Raw genomic sequence first — 5,489 nt, forward strand, 5'->3', positions numbered from 1 at the left:
GAGTCTTCGCGCCTTCCACGCCAATCAACAGGTACCAAAATTAAAAGTAACCTTTAACACAGCCTAAATGTAAAAAAAGCCCCTTATAAATAGGAGCTTATTAACTAAATAAAATATTTTTTCTGCATATCGGCGGTTTATCTTATATTACTTTTCACTATAGGATGAATCACTCTTGGTTCAGTTAAAGTAAGTTCATTTTTCTTATAGGCATGCCAATATGCCATAGCAATAAATACCGATCCGCCCACCGCATTTCCAAGAAAAACAGGGATAAAATTCTCTACATAGGCTAACCAAGTAAAATGGCCCGCAAATATCGCCGCAGGAATCACAAACATATTAGCTACCACGTGTTGAAAACCAATCGCGACAAAAGCCATCGTTGGAAACCAAATACCGGTAATTTTTCCGACCATATCATTGGCACCATATGAAAGCCATACAGCCGCAGCCACAAGCCAATTACAGCCTATCCCCGAAATGAAGGCTTGGAGGAAAGTGGCTTCCAATTTATGGTCAGCGATACTAATGGTTCTTTCCAAAAATGGTCCTGTTTCCGTGAGTCCAACCAAATGTCCAAAAAAGTAAGCCACAAAAATGGCCCCGACAAAGTTACTAACCGTAACAAGGAACCAATTATAAATAACCTGCCTCGTGCTAATCTTATTTGCCATCTTAGCTATCGGAACTGCCATCATATTCCCAGTTAAAAGCTCTCCACCAGCTAGCAAGGTAAGGACAAGACCAATTGGAAAAACAGAGGCACCAATCAAGCTGCTTAACCCTTCTACATTTCCTGTGAGAGTTGCTGTCACACGAATGAAGAGTAAATAACCTAACGCAATGAAGGCACCTGCTTCAAAACCCAATATCAAAGTTTGTAATAGAGGGTAATTTGACTTTTTCACTCCATCCTCAATGGTAATTTCCATAATTTTTTCGGGTTTACTGTATCCCATTAGAAGGACTCCTTTTTAAATAAACTAGGCTCTTTGATATTGTGAAATATTTAACATATTTATTTTATAACAAATTCTTCTAAAATCCTGTGAATATTTCTTTAACTATTTTATAGCGCTTACATTTATCTTTGTATTCTTGCTTTTATATTCAAAATCACTTACTTCCCTCTTTTAATAGAGGTATACTGATTATCAAAGTGTTAGAGTGAAAAGAGGAAAACATTTAAGGAGGTTTGCACGGATATGAACAGTCTGACAGAAGAAAGATGGCAGGCCATTATTAACAATGATTCTTCATATGATAATCAATTTTTTTACGGGGTTAAAACTACAAGGATTTTCTGTCGTCCATCCTGCAAATCTAGAACTCCAAAATTCGACAATGTCCAGATTTTTTTAAAAGCAGAACATGCTTTGGCAAAACAATTCCGTCCTTGTAAACGGTGCAAGCCAAATGGACTTCGCCTGCCCAATGAAGAATGGGCAGCTCAAATTGCTAGGTACATCGACATGCATTTTAAAGAACCACTAACTTTGGAAAGCTTAGCAGATATATGTCATGGAAGTCCCTATCATTTGCAACGGACATTTAAGCTTATTAAAGGGATAACTCCAATTCACTATATCCAGAAGACTCGCATAACTAAGGCTCAACAGATGCTTAAAGACACAGACGCATCCATAAACGAGATCAGTATGGAGGTAGGAATAACAAATCCAGCTCATTTCGCCACACTATTTAAAAAAATAACAACCATTACACCATCAGAATATCGTCAAATGAACAGAATTGAATAAAGAATGGAGATTTTATTATGGAAAGAAAAATCATATATTGGAGTTTGTTTGTTCATGGTCCATGGGAAATGTATCTTGCAGCAACAACCCAAGGACTTTGTTATGTTGGGTCAGACCACAAGGGCTTTGAAGAATTAAAGAACTGGGTGCAGAAAAAGTTCCCTCAGCACCAATTGGAACAAGATGATCAACGGATGCACATATATGCTGACCAATTCGCCGAATATTTTCAAGGAATACGAACATCGTTTACCTTTCCAATGGACTTTTACGGAACTCCTTTTCAACAATCTGTATGGAACGCATTACATGAAATTCCTTACGGGTGTACTCATACATACTCGGAGATTGCTGAATTCCTCCAAAAACCTAAATCGGTTCGGGCCGTGGCCTCTGCCATCGGAGCCAATCCAATCTTAATCACGGTTCCTTGTCATCGGGTGATTGGAAAGAATGGTAAACTCACTGGTTTTCGGGGCGGTTTGAAGATGAAAGCTAAGCTATTGGATTTGGAAAAAGTGCCTTCCAACACGAAGGGATTAAACACCCATGCCAAATAATATCCCAGACAGGATTAAATCACTAGACTGGGACGATTTGCATCACTTGCTAGATATACAGGGCTTTGCAAAGTTGCCTCCCGTATTAGACCCGCACCAATGCCAGGAAATGATTCATACATATAATAATCCATCCAATTTCCGGAGCACTATAAATATGAAACGATACAGATTCGGGGAAGGAGAATACAAATATTATCAAGCTCCTCTCCCACCGTTACTGCAACAACTGCGGACGAATTTCTACCCTGAACTTGCCAAAGCAGCGAACCGCTGGTTACTGCAACTACGAAAAGAGCCCATGTATCCGAGTAGACTGTCCGAATTTCTCGACCATTGCAATGCCCAGGGGCAAGTACGGTCCACTCCGCTAATTCTTAAGTATGAAACCGGCGGCTACAACTGTTTGCACCAGGATTTGTATGGTGATGTTTACTTTCCATTTCAAGTGCTATTTGTTCTAAATCAACGGGAGAAAGACTATAATGGCGGTGAATCGATCCTGGTCGAACAAAGGCCACGGGCCCAAAGCCGAGGACATGTGATTACACTTGAACAAGGTGAAGGCCTCATCTTTCCAACAAATTATCGTCCGATTGAAGGAACACGTGGCTATTACCGGGCTTCTGTAAGACATGGGGTAAGCACCGTGACTTCTGGTACGCGCTATGGCTTGGGGATTATTTTTCATGATGCAAAATAAAAGCGAAAACCATCAATATTCCAGGTCGGGGAAAGAAGGTCCATTATATGTAAAAAAGGCAGAAGTCTCTGCCTTTTTATTTTATATAAGATTTTGATACATACCCTGTCGTTTTACCATATTTGATTTTATACCATGATCCGGCTGTAGAAACAATCGTTACCGTTTGATTTTTCTTTAACGACCCAATCACTCTGCCTTTGGTTGAAGCTGACGTACGGACATTCAGCCGAGACACAGTCACTTTACCCGTTTTCGTTTTGACAACCTTATTAACTACGAAACTAGTTGTCACGGTCGAACGGTTTTTACTTGTGTCCACCGCGGACATTACGACTGAATATTTCCCATTTCCTAGTGAATTGGTATTGTAATCCTGATTAATGGTTCCTGCTTTTGTTAGGATATCTTTTTTCAAATAACTTAGGATTTTACCTGAGCTGTTTTTAATATAAACAGTCACCTTGGCGGTTTCGTTAGTTTTAAAAGTAATGTGGGCTTTATTTTTTTTGTTATCAATGCTTGCCTTAAGACTGCTGATTTTAGGAGCGGTCTTGTCTTTGTTTACTTCAAAAGATGGCAATGTCGACGATCTGTTATTACTTAAATCGACGGTAATAATTCCTGCATAATATTTTCCGTTAGCTAAAGAATAACTGTTATATTCTTTGGAAATTGATCCTGCTTCAGTAAGGGCATCTTTTAATAAATAAGTGAAAATCTTCCCTTTACTGTCTTTAAGATAAACGGTTACTTTTGCTTTTTCGTTTGTCCTAAAACTAACAAGTGTTTTATTTTTTGAATAATTAATATTTACTTTGACTTCACTTATCGTGGGAGCTATTTCGTCTGTAATTGGTGTCAATGGTGTTTCCACTTTCGGTTCTACTGCTGCTTGTTCTTCAGCTCCACCTGCAGTAGACTGTGCAGTTGAATCTGATTCTGGTTGCACATCTTCAATTTTACCAGTGGTTGGCTGCTCCGTTGAATCTGATTGTACTTGTTCAGTTGTACTTGCCGTTGTTTGTTCTGTTTGTTCAACAGGAACTTCAATGACAGGCACAGGTCTATCACCATATTCTTTTACAAGTGCTGCACCAACATAATAAAAGCCAAGAATCTCATTGTATTTTTGCCCAGCATTAGCTCGGTTCTGTGCACCCCATTGACTTAGACCAACGCCATGACCATCACCAAGTCCTGACACTGTAATTGTTTCTGCAGTTTCTGCAATGGTTGAAACAAGATAACTCAACATCATCCGATTGCCGACCATTGCACGGATTTGTGATGCAGCGACATTTTTGTATTCTAATTTTTGAGGAATATATGCACCATTTTCGTCAATTCTATCTTTTGTTAAAAATTCAACCGATATATTCCCTTTGGAAACACGACCGCCTGATGTTGGAGTGTGTAAGCTTAATACTGGAATAGCCGTTATTTTAATTTCTTTTCCAGCATAACCATGAGTGGACATCCATGCTTTTATTGTATTGATAATGGTTGTATCTTTTTCCTTCATTTGGCTCCATGTCAAACCTGCTGGATTAAATTGTTGTTTACTAACAGAAAATTTCCAAGCAGTTTTTGCATCAAACTGATCCTCTTTTATGGGTAAATATGAGAGAGGCGAGGAGCCCCAGACATTGGCGTTCGATTCTGTTTTCCCGCCATTACTTGCAGAGAAAACGGCACTAATGAGCCGGCCATTGACCTTTAAGACTTCCCCTTTTGTCTCATCCACTGCAGCAGTACTATTGGGATTCCAATTATAACCACCATATACTTGATAATTAATCGTATCATCAATCGTCACCGATTTATAGGAGAGTGCATAGGATCTAGCAGCCACTGCTTGTGTTTTTAGGGCTTCACGGTTCCAACTGGCATACATTTCAGAAGGGACAACACCTTTTAAATAATCTTCCATGTAAACCTCGTTAATTGGCCGAACATACTTTGAACTTTCAGGGACAAATTGAAATGAACCTAAATAATTCCGATTATTGATCGATAAATAATCGGTTTCGTTTGATGGCAATAAATTTACATTTTCTGCACTATATAAAGATGTGGTTCCATCGATTAACGTTATTTTATTATTATCATATTTTACGAGATACGACTTTCCTGAAGTTAATCTGACAGTTGTATCCTCAATAAAATAATCACCTGCTGGTTTTATTGTAATCTCTGTTTTATTCCCGAGATTATTAACCAATTTCACTTTAATCTTTGGTTCTATACTTTCAGCTGACACATTTAAATTCAGCAAATTAAATAATAGTAAAATGGCAAGAAAACCTGCAGTTAATCTTTTCACTTACATTCTCCATTCATATGAGGATGATCACAATTTACAATAATCATACTTTATGAATCTATTAATTAACAACATGATAATATTGGTAAGCATTAAGTCCTATTAATAGTAAAATAATAGAAAAAACTCACCTAATT

General features: G+C 38.2%; 5 protein-coding genes. 3 read left to right on the top strand and 2 right to left on the bottom strand.

The window, feature by feature from the left end:
• Window positions 1-137 precede the first annotated feature (137 nt).
• Window positions 138-962 (bottom strand): formate/nitrite transporter family protein, encoded by an 825-nt coding sequence (locus tag V7659_RS14175; protein WP_335540545.1) that lies wholly within the window; start codon window positions 960-962, stop codon window positions 138-140.
• A gap of 246 nt (window positions 963-1,208) precedes the next feature.
• Here V7659_RS14175 and V7659_RS14180 point away from each other — a divergent pair, with 246 nt between their 5' ends.
• Genes V7659_RS14180 through V7659_RS14190 form a run of 3 tightly spaced genes read left to right on the top strand, consistent with a single transcriptional unit; the run spans window position 1,209 to window position 3,026 of the window.
• Window positions 1,209-1,763, top strand: a complete 555-nt coding sequence (locus tag V7659_RS14180) for a bifunctional transcriptional activator/DNA repair enzyme AdaA (protein ID WP_335540546.1) — start codon at window positions 1,209-1,211, stop codon at window positions 1,761-1,763.
• 17 nt (window positions 1,764-1,780) lie between these two features.
• On the top strand, window positions 1,781-2,323 hold the full coding sequence (locus V7659_RS14185) for a methylated-DNA--[protein]-cysteine S-methyltransferase (RefSeq protein ID WP_335540547.1): 543 nt from the start codon (window positions 1,781-1,783) through the stop codon (window positions 2,321-2,323).
• Complete coding sequence (locus V7659_RS14190; protein ID WP_335540548.1) at window positions 2,313-3,026, top strand: 2OG-Fe(II) oxygenase; 714 nt, start codon at window positions 2,313-2,315, stop codon at window positions 3,024-3,026. The genes V7659_RS14185 and V7659_RS14190 overlap by 11 nt, the downstream gene beginning before the upstream one ends.
• Window positions 3,027-3,102: 76 nt before the next feature.
• Here the strand turns inward: V7659_RS14190 and V7659_RS14195 are convergent, their stop codons facing one another.
• Window positions 3,103-5,352 (bottom strand): SpoIID/LytB domain-containing protein, encoded by a 2,250-nt coding sequence (locus V7659_RS14195; RefSeq protein WP_335540549.1) that lies wholly within the window; start codon window positions 5,350-5,352, stop codon window positions 3,103-3,105.
• Between the last annotated feature and the right edge of the window lie 137 nt (window positions 5,353-5,489).

This window comes from Neobacillus drentensis (assembly GCF_036966985.1).
Taxonomy (GTDB): Bacteria; Bacillota; Bacilli; order Bacillales; family Cytobacillaceae; genus Neobacillus; species Neobacillus drentensis_E.

What these genes read in the sequence shown, in the direction of transcription:
- V7659_RS14175 (WP_335540545.1), bottom strand. Translation starts at nt 962, where the DNA reads ATGGGATACAGTAAACCCGAAAAAATTATGGAAATTACCATTGAGGAT.
- V7659_RS14180 (WP_335540546.1), top strand. Translation starts at nt 1,209, where the DNA reads ATGAACAGTCTGACAGAAGAAAGATGGCAGGCCATTATTAACAATGAT.
- V7659_RS14185 (WP_335540547.1), top strand. Translation starts at nt 1,781, where the DNA reads ATGGAAAGAAAAATCATATATTGGAGTTTGTTTGTTCATGGTCCATGG.
- V7659_RS14190 (WP_335540548.1), top strand. Translation starts at nt 2,313, where the DNA reads ATGCCAAATAATATCCCAGACAGGATTAAATCACTAGACTGGGACGAT.